22 protein-coding genes are annotated in these 20,127 nt (G+C 42.7%); 11 read left to right on the top strand and 11 right to left on the bottom strand.

Translation table 11 applies throughout. The features are described 5' to 3' along the window. Nucleotides 1-20 precede the first annotated feature (20 nt). The 8 genes from EMP01_RS14425 to rplF form a co-directional block, all read right to left on the bottom strand. Complete coding sequence (locus EMP01_RS14425) at nt 21-563, bottom strand: YceI family protein (protein WP_129022263.1); 543 nt, start codon at nt 561-563, stop codon at nt 21-23. Nucleotides 564-583: 20 nt separating this feature from the next. Further along, entirely contained in the window at nt 584-949 is a 366-nt protein-coding gene (locus EMP01_RS14420; RefSeq protein WP_129022262.1) for a c-type cytochrome, read from the bottom strand. A 184-nt stretch (nt 950-1,133) separates the two neighbouring features. Further along, a complete protein-coding gene (secY, locus tag EMP01_RS14415) occupies nt 1,134-2,462 on the bottom strand; it encodes a preprotein translocase subunit SecY (protein ID WP_129022261.1) in 1,329 nt (442 codons plus the stop codon). A gap of 133 nt (nt 2,463-2,595) precedes the next feature. Then, nucleotides 2,596-3,042: a 50S ribosomal protein L15 gene (gene rplO / locus EMP01_RS14410; RefSeq protein WP_129022260.1), complete on the bottom strand. Its 447-nt coding sequence runs from the start codon at nt 3,040-3,042 to the stop codon at nt 2,596-2,598. A gap of 101 nt (nt 3,043-3,143) precedes the next feature. After that, complete coding sequence (gene rpmD / locus EMP01_RS14405) at nt 3,144-3,326, bottom strand: 50S ribosomal protein L30 (RefSeq protein WP_129022259.1); 183 nt, start codon at nt 3,324-3,326, stop codon at nt 3,144-3,146. Nucleotides 3,327-3,374: 48 nt separating this feature from the next. Then, the gene (gene rpsE, locus EMP01_RS14400) at nt 3,375-3,893 is read right to left on the bottom strand and encodes a 30S ribosomal protein S5 (RefSeq protein WP_129022258.1); all 519 of its coding nucleotides are present in this window, start codon (nt 3,891-3,893) and stop codon (nt 3,375-3,377) included. Between the two features lie 59 nt (nt 3,894-3,952). Continuing rightward, nucleotides 3,953-4,315, bottom strand: coding sequence for a 50S ribosomal protein L18 (gene rplR / locus EMP01_RS14395; protein ID WP_129022257.1), 363 nt, complete (start codon nt 4,313-4,315; stop codon nt 3,953-3,955). A 195-nt stretch (nt 4,316-4,510) separates the two neighbouring features. Continuing rightward, on the bottom strand, nt 4,511-5,065 hold the full coding sequence (rplF, locus tag EMP01_RS14390) for a 50S ribosomal protein L6 (RefSeq protein ID WP_129022256.1): 555 nt from the start codon (nt 5,063-5,065) through the stop codon (nt 4,511-4,513). A 321-nt stretch (nt 5,066-5,386) separates the two neighbouring features. Here rplF and EMP01_RS14385 point away from each other — a divergent pair, with 321 nt between their 5' ends. The 5 genes from EMP01_RS14385 to EMP01_RS14365 all read left to right on the top strand — a co-directional run bounded on the left by EMP01_RS14385 (nt 5,387) and on the right by EMP01_RS14365 (nt 12,305). After that, on the top strand, nt 5,387-7,237 hold the full coding sequence (locus tag EMP01_RS14385; RefSeq protein WP_129022255.1) for a thiol protease/hemagglutinin PrtT: 1,851 nt from the start codon (nt 5,387-5,389) through the stop codon (nt 7,235-7,237). Between the two features lie 43 nt (nt 7,238-7,280). Further along, nucleotides 7,281-7,745, top strand: a complete 465-nt coding sequence (locus tag EMP01_RS14380; RefSeq protein WP_129022254.1) for a hypothetical protein — start codon at nt 7,281-7,283, stop codon at nt 7,743-7,745. An 84-nt stretch (nt 7,746-7,829) separates the two neighbouring features. Beyond that, nucleotides 7,830-9,818 (top strand): (E)-4-hydroxy-3-methylbut-2-enyl-diphosphate synthase, encoded by a 1,989-nt coding sequence (gene ispG / locus EMP01_RS14375; RefSeq protein ID WP_129022253.1) that lies wholly within the window; start codon nt 7,830-7,832, stop codon nt 9,816-9,818. Nucleotides 9,819-9,913: 95 nt separating this feature from the next. Next, nucleotides 9,914-10,918 (top strand): tRNA dihydrouridine synthase DusB, encoded by a 1,005-nt coding sequence (dusB, locus tag EMP01_RS14370; RefSeq protein ID WP_129022252.1) that lies wholly within the window; start codon nt 9,914-9,916, stop codon nt 10,916-10,918. A 61-nt stretch (nt 10,919-10,979) separates the two neighbouring features. Continuing rightward, entirely contained in the window at nt 10,980-12,305 is a 1,326-nt protein-coding gene (locus tag EMP01_RS14365) for a polysaccharide deacetylase family protein (protein ID WP_129022251.1), read from the top strand. Here EMP01_RS14365 and EMP01_RS14360 read toward each other — a convergent pair. Next, nucleotides 12,302-12,985 carry a MarR family transcriptional regulator gene (locus EMP01_RS14360; RefSeq protein WP_129022250.1) on the bottom strand — a complete coding sequence of 228 codons (684 nt, stop codon included), beginning with the start codon at nt 12,983-12,985 and terminating at the stop codon, nt 12,302-12,304. The genes EMP01_RS14365 and EMP01_RS14360 overlap by 4 nt on opposite strands. 141 nt (nt 12,986-13,126) lie before the next feature. After that, entirely contained in the window at nt 13,127-13,798 is a 672-nt protein-coding gene (locus EMP01_RS14355; protein ID WP_129022249.1) for a helix-turn-helix domain-containing protein, read from the bottom strand. Between the two features lie 87 nt (nt 13,799-13,885). Between EMP01_RS14355 and EMP01_RS14350 the strand changes: the two genes are divergently transcribed. Further along, nucleotides 13,886-14,107 carry a hypothetical protein gene (locus EMP01_RS14350; protein ID WP_129022248.1) on the top strand — a complete coding sequence of 74 codons (222 nt, stop codon included), beginning with the start codon at nt 13,886-13,888 and terminating at the stop codon, nt 14,105-14,107. A gap of 57 nt (nt 14,108-14,164) precedes the next feature. On the opposite strand, the gene EMP01_RS14345 is transcribed toward EMP01_RS14350, so the two are convergent. After that, nucleotides 14,165-14,902, bottom strand: coding sequence for a tyrosine-protein phosphatase (locus EMP01_RS14345; RefSeq protein ID WP_129022247.1), 738 nt, complete (start codon nt 14,900-14,902; stop codon nt 14,165-14,167). Between the two features lie 152 nt (nt 14,903-15,054). Here EMP01_RS14345 and EMP01_RS14340 point away from each other — a divergent pair, with 152 nt between their 5' ends. The 5 genes from EMP01_RS14340 (at nt 15,055) to lpxB (ending at nt 20,116) form a co-directional block, all read left to right on the top strand. After that, nucleotides 15,055-16,194 (top strand): aminotransferase class I/II-fold pyridoxal phosphate-dependent enzyme, encoded by a 1,140-nt coding sequence (locus EMP01_RS14340; RefSeq protein ID WP_129022246.1) that lies wholly within the window; start codon nt 15,055-15,057, stop codon nt 16,192-16,194. Between the two features lie 116 nt (nt 16,195-16,310). Next, nucleotides 16,311-17,216, top strand: coding sequence for an MraY family glycosyltransferase (locus tag EMP01_RS14335; protein ID WP_161971343.1), 906 nt, complete (start codon nt 16,311-16,313; stop codon nt 17,214-17,216). Between the two features lie 20 nt (nt 17,217-17,236). Beyond that, nucleotides 17,237-18,070: a glycosyltransferase family 2 protein gene (locus tag EMP01_RS14330; RefSeq protein ID WP_129022244.1), complete on the top strand. Its 834-nt coding sequence runs from the start codon at nt 17,237-17,239 to the stop codon at nt 18,068-18,070. Nucleotides 18,071-18,073: 3 nt separating this feature from the next. Beyond that, nucleotides 18,074-18,955: an NAD-dependent epimerase/dehydratase family protein gene (locus EMP01_RS14325; protein ID WP_129022243.1), complete on the top strand. Its 882-nt coding sequence runs from the start codon at nt 18,074-18,076 to the stop codon at nt 18,953-18,955. A gap of 51 nt (nt 18,956-19,006) precedes the next feature. Continuing rightward, on the top strand, nt 19,007-20,116 hold the full coding sequence (gene lpxB / locus EMP01_RS14320) for a lipid-A-disaccharide synthase (protein ID WP_129022242.1): 1,110 nt from the start codon (nt 19,007-19,009) through the stop codon (nt 20,114-20,116). Nucleotides 20,117-20,127 lie beyond the last annotated feature (11 nt).

Raw genomic sequence — 20,127 nt, 5'->3', positions numbered from 1 at the left:
TTGAATTTTTGAAAAAAGGATTACATTTTGCTTGCAGTAAAATCGATCGTTACCTGGATCTCTTCTGCAATTTTAGAAACAACAATGGTCGGGATCTTTATATTATAATCCTTGGTTTTTACTTTAAATACTGCATGACCGGTAATCTGACCGTTCCTTACTTTAATAGTAGCCGGAACACTTACATCTTTCAGCGTGCCATGGATCGATAATTTACCGGATACGGTTACATTATAGTCACCATCTACATTCGGGTCTATTTTCTTGTTATAGGTACCCGTGAATGAAGATTTAGGATACTTATCGCTTTCCATATAATTTTCATTGAAGTGCTCTTGCATCAATGATTTAGGGAAAACAAATTTCGTATTCTCCATAACACACACAAGAGAGTTCTCATTGGTATTGATCAGGGCAGAAGTCTGTTTGTTAGTCGCTTTAATATCTTCAACAGGTGTACTGGAGAAGAAGGTTGTCACACCTTTATTGGTAAAGTACTTCTGAGCAAAGGCACCGTAGGAGCAGGTACTCAGCAGCACAGCGGCAGCAATGATCTTTTTCATGTGCAATGATTTTAAGGAAATTAATTATTAAGTCTTCCCTGGTTGATCCAGGCTTGGATTTTGTTGATATCGCAGTCCGATAATTTCGGGGCATTGCTTGGCATCGGAGAGAATCCGCTGGAATGGTTGATAACCCCTAAAAGCACTGCATCGTAAATGTTACCGAGTCCAACATAAGTACTGGTAACTACACCACCACTGGGATTGGATCCGGAATGACAGGAGTTACAATTATTGGCCATAATGTTGGCAACAGTATTTGCATAAGATACAGCAGTTGTATCGCAAGTATTATTGCTATTTTGCGATAGATCATACTCATTATCCTTAGTACAGGAGGCAAAAGCCGATACGAGCATCAAAGCTCCAATCATTTTCTTAATCATGGATATTATATAATAAATTAAGGATAACTAATATTAGATGTACCTACAAATATATTAGCAAATTGTCATACTAACAGCATAATTTTTAAAAAATAAAATATGCACTATTATAAAGCTACGAGTAAAAGCAAAAAAAAGTTCACTATGATAGTGAACTTTTTTTATTTAATGATTTTAATTCTTATTACAGTTGTACTGCTTGTCTGCCAGAAACCCTTCCTGTTTTCATCATACCATCGTATTGACGCATTAACAGGTAACTATCAATCTGTTGGATTGTATCCAGGATTACTGCAACACCAATCAGCATGGAAGTACCACCGAAGAAGGTAGAGAAACCGCTGGTTACACCTAATAAAGCTGCAATACCAGGTAAGATACCCGCCAGTGCCAGGAATACAGCACCCGGAAGGGTAATTCTATCCATAATTGCACCGATATAATCTGCAGTAGGCTGACCTGGTTGAATACCAGGGATGAAGCTGTTGTTACGCTTCAGGTTTTCGGCCATCTCTGTAGGGTTAAAGATCAGGGCTGTATAGAAGTATGTAAATACGATTACCAGTACTGCATAAACCAGGTTATACGACAGTGTAGTATGATCTGAAAGGCTTTTCAACCATCCTGCTGCATTACCGTCCTGTGCTACCAGACCTGCGATCATTGCAGGAATGAATAATAAGGCCTGAGCGAAGATGATAGGCATTACACCTGCAGAGTTTACTTTCAGGGGAATGAAGTTACGGGCACCGCCGATTTCTTTGGCAGCGTTTGTACCTACGATTCTGCGTGCATAGTTCAGTGGTATTTTACGTACACCTTGTGTAAGCATAACCAGTCCGATCAGTACTGCAATGAACATTGCCAGCTCGATCAGCAGGAACAGGATCTTATCCTGACCGATCTTGGTTGTAAACTCCTGGGCAACAGCCTGAGGGAAACGACCTAAGATACCAACCATGATGAGTAAGGATACACCGTTACCGATACCTTTATCTGTAATTTTCTCCCCTAACCACATTACGAATAATGTACCTGCAGTCAATAAGATTACTGTAGACACATAGAACAGCAGGTTATCCATTACGATAGCACCAGGAATTGGTCTCAGGTATGTACCGATGTAGGCACTACCCTGGAACGCAGCTACGATGATCGTAAGGAAACGCGTGTATTGGTTAATCTTGTTTCTTCCACTCTCTTCTTTCTGCAGCTTGGCAAACTGAGGAATAACAATACCTGCAAGTTGCATAAAGATTGAAGCAGAGATATACGGCATTACACCTAAAGCCAGAATAGCCCCGTTACTGAAGGCACCACCTGCAAACATGTTGATCAGGCCCAGTAAACCTTCCTGATTCTGATTCTGATTTAAAGCGTTAGGATCGATACCAGGCAGTACAATGAAAGTACCTAAACGGTACACCAAAATAAGCCCTAAAGTAAGCAAAATGCGATTACGCAATTCTTCGATACCCCAAACGTCTTTAACTTTTTCTATAAATTTTTTCACGAACTTTAAGATTTAAACGAGGTGCGAATAAACAACAAAAAACGCATTTTACCAAACCTTAATATATTTTTTTATATTAAGAAACCTGAAACAGGTTTATCTTGTCTGATAAAATGCGTTCTCCAATATGATATTAAGCTAACTCTACGGTTCCGCCTGCAGCTTCGATAGCAACTTTAGCGCTAGCGCTAACTGCGTTAACTTTTACCGTTACTTTAGACTTCAGCTCACCAGTACCTAATATTTTTACAACATCAGTACGGCTGATTAAACCGTTGATATACAGGTTTTCCAAAGAGAAATCTTCCAGACCGTATTTCTCAACGAAATATTCGATCTGACCCAGGTTGAATACTTTGTAATCAACGCGGTTCATTGTTTTGAAACCTCTCTTAGGCATACGACGCTGGATAGGCATCTGACCACCTTCGTGACCGATTTTAGATTGATAACCGGTACGGCTTTGCTGACCTTTGTTACCTTTACCTGCGGTTACACCGTAACCACTACCTTCACCGCGACCTACACGTTTAGTGTGGTGGGTACTACCTGCTGCTGGTTTTAAATTGTGCAGTTGCATAATTGAAATTGTTTTTGTTTACTTGCGCGGAAACAAATCCGCTCGCTGTGTTATAAAAAATTATATTGTGGCTGCACATACAGCCACAATATGGAATAGATTTATTTTACTTCTTCAACCTTTACCAGGTGGAATACTTTGGTAATCATACCTTGAATCTGAGGGTTAACCTCTTTTTCAACAGTAGCGTTCATTTTATTTAAACCCAAAGCTTTCAAAGTGCGTTTTTGACGCTCAGAACGGTCGATACCGCTTTTAACTTGAGTGATTTTTACTTTTGACATGATTGCTTATTTAAAAAGATAATTGAATAGAATAATTGAAACAAACAATTATCCGTTAAATACTTTTTTCAGGTTAATGTTACGGGATTTAGCTACTTCGATCGGCTGGCGCATTTGGCTTAAAGCTTTGATAGTAGCTTTAACCACGTTATGCGGGTTAGCAGAACCTAAAGATTTAGCCAGGATATCTGTGTAACCAGCTACCTCTAATACCGCACGCATGCTACCACCAGACAGTACTCCTGTACCGGTTGCCGCTGGTTTGATCAGTACTTTAGCAGAACCTAATTTAGTGAACTGATCGTGAGGTACTGTACCTTTCATTACAGGAACTTTAACCAGGTTTTTCTTAGCATCATCGATACCTTTCTGGATAGCTTCTTGAACTTCTTTTGCTTTACCTAAACCCTGACCGATAACACCTTGACCGTTACCTACTACTACTAAAGCAGAGAAACTGAATGCACGACCACCTTTGGTAGTTTTAACAACGCGGTTGATTGAAACCACCTTGTCTTTTAATTCTAATTCACCAGTTTTTGCTGGGTTGTTATTTGAATTTGCCATTGTAATTTTTTTTGAATTGCGAGGTTCTGAGGCCTCAATTGCTTGATAAATAATTTAATTTAGAATTTAAGGCCACCTTCACGAGCGCCGTCTGCTAATGACTTAACACGACCGTGGTATAAATAACCACCTCTGTCAAACACTACAGTCTCAATTCCTAAATCTTTAGCTTTTTGAGCAATTGTTTTACCTACTAAAGCTGCTAATTCTGTTTTAGTACCAGTTTGTGCTACGATGTCTTTTTGACGACTGTTCGCTGCTACAATAGTTGCACCATTTGTGTCATCTATGATTTGAGCATAGATATCTTTGTTAGAACGGAATACAGAAAGACGAGGCTTTTGTGCAGTACCGTTTACATTTTTACGTACTCTGAAGCGAAGTTTTGTACGACGCAATACGCTTTTTGCTGTTTTTGACATTTTATTTTTATTTGTACGGGCTCCCCTTTACGTGTGTAATGCTGGCAATGGTATGTTCCCCGTTTCAGAGGAATACCTTTTTTGTACATCTCATCACCATACACAGGATAAAGAAGGCTTCCGAAGGTTACTTGTATAGATTATGCTGAATGTCTCCAGGTATAACCGGAAACATTCAGCATGAGTTTATTATAATTATTTACCAGCAGTTTTACCAGCTTTACGGCGGATGATTTCACCCTGGAAGCGGATACCTTTACCTTTGTACGGTTCTGGTTTACGCAGGCTACGGATCTTAGCAGCTACCTGACCTACCAGCTGTTTGTCTGTAGAAGTCAGTGTAACCAATGGCGCCTTACCTTTTTCCATTACTGCAGTAGCGGTAACTTCTTTAGGTAATTCGATGATGATATTATGAGAATAACCCAGAGCCATATCCAGTTGCTGACCAGTAACAGCAGCACGGTAACCCACACCCACTAATTCCAGTTTCAGTTCATAACCAGCGCTTACACCAACAACCATGTTGTTGATCAGAGAGCGGTATAAACCATGTAATGCACGGTGACGGATTTGTTCTGTAGGACGGGTGATCGTTACAATGTTACCTTCAACTTCAACTTTCATATCGCGATCCAGTTGTTGTTTCAGTTCACCTTTAGGTCCTTTTACCGTTACTTCGTTAGATGCAGAAACCGTAAGAGTTACGTTGTCTGCTAATGTAATTTGCTTTTTGCCTATACGAGACATGTTTAAAAAATTAAAAAAGTTAAAAAAATTAACCCACTACTGTGTTCAGTTCCACGTATAGGAAAGAACTTTAGATTGTCAGTAACAGATTTTTCAAAATGTTCGCAAAGGTACCTCTTTTTCCAGATATAATCCAAAAAAATAATAATTAAGTCATATTAATTATTGAAAATATATGTAAATATATAGAAAATGATTGTTCTCCGCAGAAAAACACAATAATACCGCATTATTAAAAAATAGTTATTTCTTCTGCGCAACATATTAATACAATACATATCTTTATGAACTTTTTCAACTATTCATTCAATCATTATTTCAATGAAAAAAATATCTATTTCTGCGTTCCTGCTTCTGGGCCTTTTCAGCAGCTCCTATGCTAAGACGGTTAACCAGGAACAAGCCATGAAAGCTGCCAGAAGCTTCTATACCAACAAAGGCGGCAATGCCAACCTGAGACTGGCGCATACCTACACTATCGGTAATACAAACATTCCGACTGTATATGTATTTGAAAGCCAGCTGGGTAACGGTTTTGTTGTCGTTTCTGCAGAGGACCGCGTACAACCGGTTTTGGGCTACTCTACAGAAAGCAAATTTTATGCAGCAGACAATAGTGTTTCTCCTGAAGCACAATACTGGTTACAGAACTACAGCAAGCAGATTGCTTCTGTAGCCCTCAGCAACCGTACGGCTCCTGCAGGGGTAACCACACAATGGCAACGCCTTCTTCAGACACAAAGTATTACCATTCCGTCAACATTAGCTACACCGGTGGCACCTATGCTGACGACCCTATGGGACCAGGGTACTTATTATAATACCCTTTGCCCTACCGGCACTCCTACAGGTTGTGTGGCTACGGCAATGGCACAGATCATGAAATTCTGGAATAATCCTACTCAGGGCACAGGCCAGCATACATATAGCAGCAGTACTCTGGGCGGCACCTTGTCTGCCAACTTTGGTACAACTACCTACGATTGGGCTAATATGCCTAACCAGGTAGTGTCTGGCTCTACTGCAGCGCAGAAATCTGCAGTTGCTACACTGATGTACCACTGCGGGGTATCTGTAGAAATGGATTATGATAACGGGGGCAGCGGTGCCCAGGTGATTGACGGTGGTGCAGGCTGGGCCTGTTCTGAAAATGCATTAAAAAATAATTTCGGGTACAAAACCACGATCAAAGGTTATGAGCGTGCCGACTTTAGCGATACTACATGGCATAAAATGCTGATGTTCGAGATCAATACCGGTCGCCCTATCCTGTATGCTGGTTTTGGCCAGGTAGGCGGACATGCCTTTGTTTTTGACGGATATGATGCTACCGAGATGTTCCACATCAACTGGGGATGGAACGGATTAAGCAACGGTTATTTTGAAGTAGATGACCTGAGCCCTTCTGCCCTGGGTACCGGTGGTGGCGCTGGTAACTTTAACTATGGCCAACAGGCCCTGGTAATGATCGAACCGACATCAAGTGTATTGCCTCCTAACCCATGGACACCAGACAACCAGCAGGTTAGCCTGAATTTAGTGGAAGCGGCAGCGCCAAGTCCTTTATACGCAGAAGTAGCACAGGGAACATCATACACCGTTACTGCGCCTATCAAGAATTCCAGCCCGGCGGCTATCTCCGGCATCGTATTATATACTGTAGCAGTAGATACTGCAGAGGCAAATAGTGGTGGTAACCCTAATTTCCATATGCTGGGACAAACTACTTTATCTATCCCTGCCCATGGCACATATACCAATACCACTACAGTGTCTAATATGACCTTACCGGTATCGGCTTACTATATTCTGCATTTGTATGTAGACCAGAACCAGGATATGTATATTGTTACCGACTCTGTTAGTGGTGAACCTACCCTGCCGTTACTGGTTGTAAAAACACCTACCAGCATTCAGAATGTAGACAAAAACAACCTGATCAGCATCTACCCGAATCCTGCAATGAACCTGATCAATATCGATGGTGTCAAATTCGGCAGCAAGATTACAGGCTACAAAGTATATGACATTGTAGGCAAAACATATATGAGCGCAGCGGTAAATACTAATACATTCAGCATTGATGCTTCGGCATTAGGAAAAGGTATGTATTACATCCAGATGAATACTGCAGCCGGAATCGTTACCAAACCGGTTTCTATCGTAAAATAAGACTATGCGTATATTATCTCTTTTAATAATCACATCTGTTTTTATGGGCACAAGTTCTTGTGCCCATAAAAATGTACCCAAACAGACTCAATTGGTGCAGCCTAAATTTGATGCGTCTCCTGCTGTGGTGATATACAAGACAAAAAAGGATTACTCCCGCTTTGTTGCCGTTACACTCTCCGCAGATAAAAGTAAGATCACGAACTACCCTGCTCCATCGGACATCAGCCCGGAAATGTCCGCTCCGGTCGCACTGGCAGACGGATACTGGCTCGACAGAAGGGGTATCAGTGAACATGTTGCTTTCCTGAAGATGACTTATGCAGAGTACGCGCAACTGAGCAGCCCTCCATCGAAGGAACAGTTATGGTCTCAGATACAGGATAAGGACCCAATCGTAAGCATGTATAACTGTGGCGCTGCCTATAGCTATACAGATAAAGAAAAACAGATAAACGAAGTCATTAAATCGGGGAAAGTAAAGACCCTTTTTAAACAGATTAAATAAGATTAACAAAACGATAGCTGCCAGCTATCGTTTTTGTTTTGAAATCAGTTCTTCAATATTCATTATTGTATTTACTTTTGTACTATGGAATATTATGCAGCTTCGCTGACTCAGTACAAGCGAATCCCTACACTGGAGGTAAATGTCGGAGGCCTTTTATTAGGAAACGGACATCCTATACGCCTGCAAACAATGACGACCAAAGATACGATGGATACCGAAGGATCTGTAGCGGAAACGATCCGCTGCATTGAAGCCGGTGCAGAACTGGTAAGAATTACGGCTCCTTCAAAAAAGGAGGCGGAGAATCTGGCTGCCATTCGCAAGGGCATTGAAGCCCAGGGCTATAATGTACCACTCGTTGCTGATATACATTACACTCCTAATGCCGCTGAAATTGCCGCACAACTGATCCAGAAAGTGCGTGTAAACCCGGGCAACTATGTAGATAAAAAGAAATTTGAAACCCTTACCTATACCGATGAGGACTACCAGGAAGAGCTGGACAGAATTGCCAAAAAGTTTATTCCACTGATCAATATCTGTAAGGAACATCATACGGCCATTCGTATCGGTACGAACCATGGATCTCTGAGCGACCGTATTATGAGCCGCTATGGAGACACCCACAATGGCATGGTGGAAAGTGCTATGGAGTTTCTGCGCATTGCCCGCAGCCAGGATTTCCATAACCTGGTCATCAGTATGAAATCCAGTAACCCGCAGGTCATGGTACATGCTTACCGACTACTGGTTAAAACTATGCAGGAAGAGTTCGGGGTGATCTACCCCCTGCACCTGGGCGTAACGGAAGCCGGCGATGGTGAAGATGGCCGCATTAAAAGTGCTGTAGGAATCGGAACTTTGCTGGAAGACGGGCTCGGAGATACCGTGCGCGTATCGCTCACCGAGAATCCTGAGTTTGAAATTCCGGTATGCCGCGACCTGGTTAAACGCTATGAAACCAATCCGTACAACCTTACCGAAGCTACCGTTCCAACAATAACAGCATTGCCATACAATCCTTTCGAATATAAGCGCCGCAGCAGTTTTGCGGTAGAAAATATCGGAGGGACACAGGTGCCGGTAGTTATAGCAGATTTTTCTAAATTCCCCAAAGACATTAATCCGGAAAGCCTTCAGGCAATCGGATATACATACAGTGCAGATCTGGATAAGTGGCAGATCGCAGATGCGGCAGCAGATTATATCTTCACCGAACGACCAGACCTTAGCTTTGCCCTGCCTGGTACTTTAAAGGTATTTACCTGGGCCAGCCAATGGCAACAGTGTGCTCATAAAGAGCAGACCTTCCCCGTATTCCTCTTAGAAGAATACCTGAACGCAACTCCCGAACAGAAAAGCAGCCGTATAAACCTGGTTATGGTGGACTGCTACAATAATGAGTTTCCGGTGAACATGGACGATGTTGCCCTGCTTAAAGAAGATGAGACGGTTGTACTCTGCCTGAGCTGCGAACATAAAAATGCCATGCAGGCCATCCGCAGGATGTGTATGGAACTGATGGATCGTCAGATCCACAATCCCGTAGTCATTATGAATGACAGCTACTGGGCTACACTGGATGAACACCTGATTCATTTCGCTACAGAATGTGGTGCCTTACTCATCGATGGTTTTGGCGACGGACTGTCACTGGGCCTGAAACCCCATTCTTATAAGACCCTCACCAGCGAGCATCATCTTGAAAAATTCCTGAACGATGCTGCATTCGGTATTTTGCAGGCCACCCGCACCCGTATTTCCAAAACAGAATATATCTCCTGCCCAAGTTGTGGCAGAACCTTATTTGACCTGCAGGAAACGACCGCTAAAATAAGGGCAGCAACACATCACCTTAAAGGTCTTAAAATTGGTGTGATGGGCTGTATTGTAAACGGTCCCGGAGAGATGGCAGATGCCGATTTCGGTTATGTAGGCAGTGGTGTAGGCAAAATAACATTGTATAAAGGCCAGGAGGTTGTAAAACGTAACGTTGACAGCGAAGTAGCCGTTGATGAACTGATACAGCTGATCAAAGACAGCAATGCCTGGGTAGATCAGCACATATAAACACAAAAACAATTCATTTTATACGGTGTCATCAGGAGTTTAAGCCCCTTTTGACACCGTATTATTTTATTTATTGTAATTTTGCACTCAATATTATGGTAAAAATCGGCAATATCGAATTAGGCGAATTTCCCCTGTTGCTTGCTCCTATGGAGGATGTAAGCGACCCGCCTTTTCGTGCAGTGTGTAAAGAACAGGGTGTAGACTTTATGTATACAGAGTTTATATCCTCTGAGGGGCTGATCCGTGATGCTATTAAAAGCCGGCAGAAACTGGATATTTTCGATTATGAACGTCCGATCGGCATACAGATTTTCGGGGGCGATGAAGAAGCAATGGCCTTGTCTGCCAAGATCGTTGCGGCAACCAATCCCGACCTGATTGATATTAACTTCGGCTGCCCGGTAAAAAAGGTAGTTTGTAAAGGTGCCGGTGCCGGTATCCTTAAAGATATCCCTAAAATGATCCAGCTGACCAAAGCGGTGGTAGATTCTACCGACCTGCCGGTTACGGTTAAAACCCGTCTGGGCTGGGATGACAGCAGTAAAAATATTGAAGAGGTAGCGGAACGCCTGCAGGATGTAGGCATCAAAGCACTCTCTATACACGGCCGTACCCGCATGCAGATGTATAAGGGAGATGCTGACTGGACCCTGATCGGAAAAGTAAAAGATAACCAACGCATACAAATCCCCATCTTCGGAAACGGAGATATTGATACCCCACAGAAGGCACTGGAATATAAAAACCGCTACGGTGTAGATGGTATTATGATCGGCAGAGCTGCCATTGGCTACCCATGGTTTTTCAAAGAGGTGAAGCATTACTTTGCTACCGGGGAGATATTACCACCTCCTACTGTATCAGATCGTATTGAAGTATGCCGCAGACACGTTATCCGCTCGGCAGAATGGAAAGGTGAAAAGCTGGGTATACTGGAGATGCGCCGACACTATGCCACTTACCTGAAAGGACTGAGAGGAGCCAAAGAGTTCCGCGCCAAACTGGTAAATGCTCCTAGTCTGGCAGAGGTATTATCTATCCTCAATGATGCAGAGATTAACCTTTCTGCGCAGAATGAGTTACTGGCGCATAGCTAGACACAGATTTAAGAGTTGGCAATCCCCCCAAACCTTGTTATTTTAGCGAAAACATCGAACCATGGAGTTTCCCCACCAAATACTGATATACTGTGTACAAATCACTACACGTCTTCAGTATGTCCTGGATTGGATCTTCAGGGAGCAGATGAGTATAGATTACCGGATCACTTATGATAAGGAAACCTGGTTGCAACATCAGGGACCTAAAATAAATTACTCAGAAGCACGGATGCATAATGAGGATATACTCATTATCCCGCACCGTCTGATTTTTGAAACAGGAGAGAGTGTCCAGCAACTAAATGTCAACCGCTGGAAAAAAAGCACGATCCTGTTTTATAATCAACCGGGGGCATTAATCCCTTTCGACATTTTTTCTGCCACTTTTTATATGCTTTCGCGTTATGAAGAGTACCTGCCGCATAAAAAGGATAAGCATGGTCGCTATTGGCATACCAATTCCGTTGCGGTGCAATACTCGTTCCTGCAACAACCGGTTGTTGACGAGTGGGTGCTTGCATTCAAAAAGATACTGGAGCGAAAATTCAACATCGCTATTCCTCACAATGATTTTACATTTCTGCCCACCTATGATATAGACATTGCCTGGGCCTACCTGAATAAGCCTAAAAAGCAAAACTGGGGTGGTGCTATAAGGGATTTACTGCGCCTGCGCATCGGATGGGCATTGGACCGGCTTATTGTACACACATCCAAAAAACAGGATCCTTATGATGCCTATGCATGGATGGATGATGTGCATAAATTCTACAACCTGGAACCGGTTTACTTTTTCCTTGTAGGACAGACCGGGCCATTCGACAGGAATCTTGACCCTAAGACCCCTGCTATGCAGGAGCTGATCAAACATACTGCCAGCCGCTATCATGTGGGGCTGCATCCATCATACGGTTCCTTCAATCAACCCTCAATGGTTCAAAAAGAACTGCATACCTTACAGAATATTACTGGTCGCTATATCTTATCCAGCAGGCAGCATTATATTAAGCTGCAACTACCGGATACATACCGAGACCTGATTGATATCGGTATCGAGGAAGATTACTCTATGGGCTACCCTACTGTCAACGGATTCCGGGCAGGAACTTCCCAGCCTTTTTTATGGTTTGACCTGGCACGGGAAGAACGTACCAGTCTGCGTGTACATCCTTTCTGCTTTATGGAAACTACAGCCATTAATGTATATGATGGCTCTAAAACGGAAGCATACAGAGAGGCCGAAAGACTGATCATGGCTACCAAACAGGTACAGGGCCAGTTTGTGAGTATATTTCATAATAACAACCTTGGCACCGGAAGAGAACATAAAGGCTGGCATAAACTATACCAGAAAATGATTGAGCGGATAAAAGAGCCTTCTTAAGGTTTTAAATCCGTACTGTATATCGCACCATTATCTTGTCGCTTGCATACATAGCCTAGCACCTGAAAAATACTGCGGATGTCTTTTTTACCTATTTTCACCGGAGGATATTTATAGCGCCCATCCAGATAAGTGGCTTCATTAGTTGCGTATGCATAAATAAAGTCTTTGTCTTCAGAAGGCTGTATTTCCCTCAGCAGGCGGTTGTCTCCGTATTCTATGATATAGTGTTCTCCCCAGATCAGCTCATCGATCTTATGCTTCTGACGCAGTACAAGCAGACAGCCAGGAGCATACTCTTTCATACTGGTATTATAATACAATGTAGCGGCAGTTGCACCAGGAAACCAGTCTCCCGGATCAATGTAACTCAGGTTATACTCATTCTCCGGCTCCTCAACAGCCCTCACCTCATCTACATCTTTATAAAAGGGAATCCGGTTTACCTTCCGGGTATTGCCACTGCGCAGCATATCTTCCTCTCCGGATATAATCCAGGACGCATTGTACCGAGGAAAGGTCTCACATATTTTTACGAGCCATTTACTCTGAATGTCGGTGTCTTTCTTCAGCGCTCTGGACAGCACTCCTTTACTGGCTCCGATGCGCTGCTCCAGTGCTGTTATGCTGATGCCCTCATGCCGGGCAATCTGGTCAATTCGGTTCAAAATATTATCCATAGGTATGTAGTATCGTTTTTGGTAGCCATAGTTTCGTAGTTTACAACTACGAAACTATGGCTACCAAAAACAAATATAAATAAATGTGTCTGTAATCGTGAAACTGTGTGTAAAATAGTGCCCCTGTTTAAGAACAGGACTTTACAGATTTGTATAGATGCGGTCATGACTCTCCCGCTTATGTATATGACCCAGGACCTGGAAAATAAGCTTTATCCGGTTGATACTGATATGTACCGGTGGGTATTTAGGCCTACCATCTATGTAGGTTGACTCATCTGTAGCATAGGCATAAAGATGGTCTTTATCTTCTGCAGGCTGTACGGTTCTCAATATCCGGTTGTCTCCGTATCCGATTACATAATCTTCTCCCCATACCAATTCATGCGGGTTTGTTTTTTTTCGGAGGATCAGTACACTCCCAGGCTGATATTCCGTCATGCCGACATTATGATAGCGTATTGCGGCAGATGCTGCAGGAAACCAGTCTCCGGGATCAATATAGGCAGTGGTATATATTTCATCGGAATCAGATACATCTCCAATAGAAGCCAGGTCATTAAATAAAGGAATCAAACTGTTTTTTCTACCTTGCTCTTTAAGCATTGCACCTTTTCCTGTGAGGAGCCAGGAGGCATCATATCCGGGATAATTTTCAACTATTCTTACCAGCCATTTACATTGAATATCGGTAGTTTTAGCCAGTGCACGGGACAAAACACCTTTACTTGCGCCTATTACCTGCTCTAATGCTGTAATAGTAATCCCCTCACTTTCAGCCAACTGGCTAATTCTAGTTAAAACCGTGTTCATAATTGAAGAAAATTTTCCCCACAAAAATTGAATAAGCGAAAATTATCACCTATTTTGCAGTTGCAAATAATGAAACAAACCGCACAAATGAACAAATATACAAGAAAGTACGATGCGATCCAAGCTGAGTCTGTAAAATGGGTAGCTGCACATAAAGACGTATGCACCTCAGAACAATGGGTAAGAAGGGTATTAAAAGACCGAAATATAATGGGCGAAAAAGCAGATCAGATCAGAAAACTTTACTTCTGGAAATACAATAAACTGCAAGAAGCTGCTGCAGAACAACCAAAAGACGATGAAATATGATCATATAACAAAGGCAGACAATAAAATTGTCTGCCTTTGTTGCTATTGAGATAAATTTTATATGGTAATATTCTGCCAGTTTGTTTGCTCCAGGCGTTTCACTATTTTCTGATCCAATTGCATGAAGGAAATTCTTTTCAGATGTCTTTCATGATGCAGGTCGGTACCGATAAAGGAATACATTCCTTCCTGCAGCATTTTTTCGGCAACTTCTTTTTCTTTTGATCCGTAGTAACCAGACAGGGACAATAGATTTAATTGCAGTCCCACACCACGATCCAGATATTTAGTAAACACAGCTAACTTATCATCTACATAGTGATATCGTTCCGGGTGCGCCAAAATGGCTTTATAACCTGCCGCCTCGATATTGAAAAGTACTTCTTCAATATCAAATGGTTCTGAGTAGAACGGCGTTTCGATCAGGATTTTATTTTCTGTTACCGTGAGCAGGTTACCCTCTTTAAGCACATTGAGAAAATTCTCATCAATCATATATTCCGCAGCGTAGGAAAGGGAAATATCAATGCCTGCGAGGGCCAATCCTTCTTTCAGGCGGTCATAAGCTTGTGTAATAGTTGTACGATCGTTTTTGTGCAGCTCAGACATGATATGTGGTGTGCCCATGAACTTTTTGATGCCACAAGCCATCATTCCTTTTATCAGCGACACCGCAGTATCTACATCGGGAGCACCATCATCAATACCAGGTAAGATATGCGAGTGCATATCCTGTGTTACAAAAGAGCCAATATTGATAGAGACCTTTTTATTTTTCTTAAAAATCGAAAACATGCAATGCTAAATTTATTTCTTAAACGCTTAATTCTCTTCATTATGCTCCTCAAGAAATCAGATAAAATATGGTCGGAGAAGGAGATTATCATTACATTTGCCCAACTTTCCGACGATATTCGGAAAGCAAAATTATTAAAAATCTATAAGTAATGTCGGTTTCAACAAAAATTTGGCTTTCTTCACCGCATATGGGCGGTGGTGAGCAGAAGTACATTAAGGAAGCATTTGATACAAACTGGGTAGCACCGCTTGGTCCAAATGTAAACGGCTTCGAAGAAGACATCCAGCACTACCTGGGACAAAATGTATCTGTATCAGCTTTAAGTTCAGGAACCGCAGCATTACACCTCGCTTTTTTACTGCTGGGTGTACAGCCCGGAGATGAGATCATATGCCAGTCTATGACATTTTCTGCCTCTGCAAACCCTATCACTTACGTTGGTGCCACGCCTATATTTGTAGATAGTGAGCCGGACACCTGGTGTATATGCCCGGCAGCTCTGGAGGCTGCGATAAAAGACAGATTAGATAAAGGAAAAAATATAAAAGCGATTGTACCGGTGCACCTTTATGGTATGCCTGCTAAAATGGATCTTATCCTGCAAATCGCACAACAATACAATATACCGGTTGTTGAAGATGCGGCAGAATCTCTGGGCTCTACCTACAAGGGGCAGCAATGCGGCACCTTCGGTCTGATGTCCTGCCTGTCTTTCAATGGCAATAAAATCATTACCACCTCTGGTGGGGGTGCTTTAGTGGCACAAACGGAAGCGCTGGCCCAGAAGGCAACCTTCCTGGCGACACAAGCCAGAGACAATGCGCCACATTACCAGCACTCACATATTGGCTATAACTATAGAATGAGCAATATCGTAGCCGGAATCGGGAGAGGACAAATGGAAGTCCTGAACGATTGGATTGCCAAAAGAAGATCCAATTTTGACCGCTATTCTAATTACTTCAGCACAGTAGAAGGGGTGACAATGCACCAGGAACAGCCTGACAGCTTCAGCAACAGATGGCTTACTGCTATTGTCATTGATCCGGCTAAGACTAATGGCTTAAGCAGAGAAACCCTCAGAGAGGCTTTGCTGGCTAAAGACATTGAGAGCCGTCCTTTATGGAAGCCCATGCACCTGCAACCAATATTTGCCCAGGCACCATATTATGGCGGGAAAGTGAGTGAACAGTTGTTTGAGCAGGGCTTATGCCTGCCATCCGGCTCTAATCTTACAGATGCTGATTTCGACCGTATTTTTGACGTTTTTGATACTTGTTTCCGGTAGATTAGCGTTGTATACCTAAAGACCGGCCGGCCCTTATGTATTTCCATCTTCAAAAATCAGAAAGTATAGAGTCATAGATGTTTTACCTGCAGTACGGCGTTGCCTTATTTTGTTTAATGCTGTTATACATATTTATTGCCAAGCGCTTTAATATTGTAGACATTCCTAACCTCAGATCTTCGCACAATCACATCATTGTACGTGGAGCGGGAGTCGTATTTCCGCTTTCGCTGATTGCGTATACGATTACTTTTTCCCAGTATTACCCCCATTTTATTTATGTATTTGCCGGGGCCATGCTTATTTCGTTCATTAGTTTTATTGACGATATACGCAGCCTGCCCGTATATGTACGCCTGCCTATCCATGTCATCTCGGTGCTGATGCTGATGCATGGTTTCAGTGTATTCGAGCACTGGCCATTATGGTTCTCTACGAGCTTACTGTTTATTATGCTGGGGATCATTAATGCCTACAATTTCATGGATGGCATTAATGGCATGACAGCACTCTATAGCCTGATCTCTTTCTCCTCTTTCTGGTTTGTGATCAAATACGTAGAGCATATGGAAAGCACAGCCTTTGTAAACTATGGTATTGTTTCCTGTATTGTTTTCCTGTTTTTCAATTTCCGTAAAAGAGCCATCTGTTTTCTGGGCGATGTCGGATCTATAGGTCTGGGATTCTGGACCGTTGCCGCCTTATGTTATATCATTTTTCTCCAACATCATTTCGAATACATTTTGTTCCTTTCTGTATACGGAATAGATACCGGTTACACGATCCTGGAAAGATTGCGAAAAAGAGAGAACATCTTCAAACCCCACCGCCAGCACTTATACCAGCGACTGGCCAATGAGGGAAAACAAAGCCATCTGTTCATCTCTACCATTTATGCCTCTATACAACTTGCCGTTAATGCTGTGGTTGTCTTTACAACCTGGAATATCATCATAACCGGGCTTATAATCATGATCCCTTTAAGTATTACATACTTCTGGCTTAAGCGCAAATATTTGTAGTTTAATTGTATTTTTACGGAATGACACTTCCGGTACTTTCCTGCAGCATTGTGCTGTATAATAACAGTATGGATATGCTGGCCCAGGCTATCGGCAGCGTATTGCAGTGCCCGATGGTGCAGCATTTATACCTGGTAGATAATTCTCCTCAACCACTATTCTCCGAACCGTTTGAAGATAACCGGATCGAATATATTTTCACCAATAACAACAGAGGTTATGGTGCCGGTCACAATATTGCGCTTCAAAAAAGTATGGAGGCTCAGATTCCGTACCATCTGGTGCTGAACCCTGATGTATATTTCGATGCAGGCACACTGGAAGTATTACTGAACTACCTTGCTGCCCATCCGAAAGTAGGCAATATTATGCCAAAGGTCTTGTATCCGGATGGCAGTCTGCAGTATTTATGCAAACTACTCCCGACTCCATATGACTGGATCGGTCGCCGATTCAACCCTTTTAAATCTATGGTTGCGAAACGCAATCAATTATTCGAACTGAAATTTACGGGCTACAAGGATATTATGGAAGTGCCCTACCTATCTGGCTGCTTTATGTTGTTAAATATTGCTGCACTCCGGGATACGGGCTTATTTGACGAGCGTATATTTATGTACGGAGAAGAGACCGACCTCTGCCGGAGGTTAATCAAGGCGGGCTACCAGACTATCTTTCACCCCGGTGCTACTATATATCATGCCTTTGCCAAAGGCTCTCACCGTTCGCGCAAACTTACCATGATTGGTATGCAATCGGCAGTATATTATTTTAATAAATGGGGCTGGTTCCTGGATAAGGAACGTCGTACAATCAATCAAAGAACATTATCCCTACTAGGATACAAGCCATAAATTATGATACTGGTTACCGGAGCAAACGGTTTTTTAGGAAAGCATATCTGTCAGGTAATACCTGCTGCGGAGCTATGTACTTTATCCCGTACTGATGCCTGCATGGCTATTGATATCATTAAGCCATTCTTATTACCGGATGAACAGATCTCGACTATTATACATGCTGCGGGAAAAGCACATAGCATTCCCAAAACGGAAACCGAAGAGCAGGAATTTTACAAGGTAAATGCAGAGGGGACGAAGCATCTATTACACGCACTGGAACAGTTAAGCACACTACCGAAAGCATTTGTACTGATAAGTACTGTTGCGGTATACGGCCTTGATCAGGGTATAAACATTGCTGAAGACACTGCATTGCAAGCCACCAGTGCTTACGGTAAGAGTAAGATAATGGCCGAGACTATAGTACAACAATGGTGCATAAAGCACCATGTATGCTGCACAATCCTGCGTCTGCCGCTTCTGGCGGGTGATAATGCTCCGGGCAACCTGGGTAAAATGCAGGAAGCAATAAATAAAGGCCGGTATTACAATATCGCCGGAGGCAGAGCTCATAAAAGCATGGTGCTGGCAAGTGATGTAGCTAATGCGATTAAGCCCTTATCTGCTATTGGTGGCATCTATCACCTTACTGATGGACAGCACCCTACTTTTGCGGCACTAAGCCAGGCTATGGCTGCAAAAGCGGGTAAAAAGCCTCCGTTAAGCATTCCATATGTACTGGCGCGACTGGCGGCAACCTTAGGCACTATTATTCCAGGATTCCCGTTTAACCGGTCTACCCTGGAGAAGATGACTGCCGATCTTACTTTTAATGATGATAAAGCAAGAAGTACGGGTGCATGGACACCACAGTCAGTGCTGGACTTTTACCGGTAAGCAGTATATCTGAAACATCTATAGTACTTTTGCACAAATCTTTTACGGATTATGAAATACTACATCATTGCCGGTGAGGCAAGTGGCGATCTGCATGGCAGTAATATGATCAGGGCACTGAAACAAACAGACCCTGAAGCAGATATTCGTTGCTGGGGCGGCGACATGATGCAGGCTGCAGGTGGTCATGTAGTAAAACATTACAGGGACCTGGCTTTTATGGGCTTTGTTGAGGTGGTAAAACATTTAGGAACAATACTGGGCAATATCAAATTGTGCAAGAAAGATATTACTGACTTTAATCCTGATGTGGTCGTATTTATCGATTATCCGGGATTCAATATGCGCATTGCTCAATGGGCAAAATTACAGGGTTACAAAACGGCTTATTATATCTCCCCTACGGTCTGGGCATGGAAAGAAAAACGGGTGCATCATATCCATAAATATGTAGATGAGATGATGGTTATCCTTCCTTTTGAAAAGGCTTATTATGATAAGTATGGATACCGTGTCCGCTATGTGGGACATCCTTTAATGGAGGTGATCAGTGCGGAAGAGAAGAAACCTTCCACCCTGGACAAAAAAAACAAAAAAATAATCGCATTACTTCCCGGAAGCCGCACACAGGAAATAAGGAAGTTATTACCTGTTATGTTGGAATGTGCACAGCGCTACCCGGAATATGAGTGTATTATTGCACAGGCTCCGGCACAGGACGCTGCATTATACCAGGAGTTTATCGGCAACAATCCTTCGGTACGTTTAGTACAGCACAAAACATATGATATCCTGAAAATAGCAGATGCTGCGATTGTAACCAGCGGAACGGCAACATTGGAGACGGCATTGCTGGAAGTGCCGCAAGTAGTGGTGTATAAGATCAATCCAATAACCTACAACCTGGCGAAGAGACTGGTAAAAGTGAAATACATTTCACTGGTGAACCTGATTCTTAATCGCCCTGCAGTACGCGAACTGATCCAGGACGACTATACCGTGCCTAATTTACAGCAGGCACTGGAATCAATTTTATATAATAATGACACTATTTCGGAGATGAAAGCAGCTTATAAAACCTTGAAGCAAATGCTCCAGGCCGACCATAATGCATCTGAGCTGGTGGCGGCAACGATATACAAACTGGCATCAGGTTATTAAACCGGGCCAAA

The organism is Edaphocola flava (genome assembly GCF_004118155.1).
GTDB lineage: Bacteria > Bacteroidota > Bacteroidia > Chitinophagales > Chitinophagaceae > Edaphocola > Edaphocola flava.
Note: the sequence above shows the minus strand (reverse complement) of the source record. Positions and strands in the feature narration are given on the sequence as shown.